1 pseudogene is annotated in these 2,131 nt (G+C 39.5%); it reads left to right on the top strand.

From position 1 onward, the window contains the following. Positions 1-28: 28 nt before the first annotated feature. Positions 29-2,131 (top strand): annotated as a pseudogene (locus I7X29_RS15155) (hypothetical protein); the annotation flags it as partial.

The raw sequence follows: 2,131 nt of genomic DNA, 5'->3' as shown, positions 1-2,131 counted from the left end.
GGCCACTGCTACGGTATTATCACCTATAATGTGTGGAACCGGAGTAATACGTGTAACAGCAAGTGGTGGTACTAAAGGTGCTACTTATCAGTTTACACGTGATGGGGTAACTTATTTTAATAATTTCACAGGTGATTATTATGATTTTGAAGTAACATCAGCAGGTACCTATAACTTTACAGTAGTAGATGCTAATGGTTGTTCAACACAAACAACAAAGTCTATACAAACCTTACCTGCACCTACTTTCACAGTTACCGATGCCCTTATTGATTGTGGAGCAAAAGCTAAAATTACTTTCAGTGAGCCTCAGAGCACCGTAACCTATACCTATGAATATAGTGTAGATGGAATTTCTTTCCAATCAGGTCGTGAATTTGTCAATCTTGTGCCAGGTAAAACTTATACCCCTACCTTGCGTTATAAGTATGGTAGCACAGCTTCTTGTACTATATCTTCTACACGCACAATGGGTAATGCTATTGGTGGTAACCTCATTGCCTCTGCAGGAGTAGAAAAATTAATAGGTTGCGGTACAGGAGCTAATGAAGATAAAGCTTTGGTGCGTTTCTCTAATGTACAAGGAGGTGTAAAACCTTATGAGTATAACTTTGGTGATGGAGTATGGACAACCACTCACCAACGTTGGTTGCTACCGGGGACTTATAACCTATCAGTACGTGATAAGATAGGTTGTACACGTACTAATTTAAAGGTTGTTGTTCCTAATAAAATTACAGAACCTATTTTCACCCCTTCTATTACTTATGACTGTTTAGGAAATGGAATAGTTACACTTGGTAACAACAAAAGTACCTATACTTATACCTATCAAATAGATGGTCTTCCTGCGGGTAGCAATGTCTTTTCAAATCTTACACCAGGTACACATACCATTACTATCAAATATGCTGATGCCAATCCTCCAAGCAAAAATGTACTCTTCTTGGAAGACTTTGGTACAGGGCGTAACGGAGGTAATGAATATATCAACAAGGCTTATTATTTAGAGTTACAAGATGGTTCTATGCCTAAGAATGGTTATGGTACTCCTTGGGCAGGATACAACCGTGAAGGCACTGGTCTTGCCGATGGTGAATATGTTGTCTCACAAGCTCTAAATCCTAATAACCCTGCTTGGTGGGCACCTACCGATCACTCAGGGTTACCTCAAGGGCGTGTGTTCTTGGTGAACATTGGTAATGTATTAGGACACGAGGGAGCAATTCTTTATCAGCGACCTATGAAGGACATTATTGCTAACAAAGAGATAAAATTCTCGGTAGCACTGATGAACCTATTAGGATTCAACGATTGGCGTTATCCAAGTGGTGCCCCCGACCTTTCTATAGAATTGTATGCTAATCAAGCAGCTATTAATAGCAATACACCTCTTGTTTCTGTACGTATCAATCCTCGTATTAGAGGAGCAAAAGATCGTAATAATTGGACTGTATTTGAACGCCCGCTTAACCCAGGTAACAATACCGAGCTCATAGCAGTCATCCGTTCACATAGTTTGGAAACTAATGGTAACGACTTGGCTATGGACGATATTTACCTCTACCAAGAACCTGAGTCTTGTGGTTTTACCCATACCCTCACAGTAAATATAGATAACGACAAAGCATTTGGTATAATTCCAAATACTGAGAAAATTATTCAACCTAAATGTAATGGAGAGGGAGGTACCTATAAAGTTTCTCTCAAAAATGCACATTTAAGTGTTTCTTACACAAGTAAAGATGGAAGTGCTTTTGCGCCTTCTAACTCACTTGATATTGTGTGGAACAATATTCCAGCGGGAACTCATACTGTAAAATTCCGTTATTTACCTAATGACCCTACTTGCGAGGTAACCCGTACATTCACCATTACTAATCCACCTAATTTAGTTCTCATCACTCCCGATGATGTTATCATAGGTTGTAATGGAACGACAAGCATTACAGCTACAGCTACCGGTGGTACAGGTACTAAGCAATTCTCGTTGAGAAAAGGGACTACGGTATTGTATGGTTATCAAAACACACCAGTTTTTACAGTGAGTCAAACGGGTACATATACAGTATACGTACGAGATGCTAATGGTTGTGAGAAGACAAACACTATCAACGTGATAAATGCCCCA

It is taken from the genome of Capnocytophaga periodontitidis (assembly GCF_016126015.1).
Lineage (GTDB): Bacteria > Bacteroidota > Bacteroidia > Flavobacteriales > Flavobacteriaceae > Capnocytophaga > Capnocytophaga periodontitidis.
Note: the sequence above shows the minus strand (reverse complement) of the source record. Positions and strands in the feature narration are given on the sequence as shown.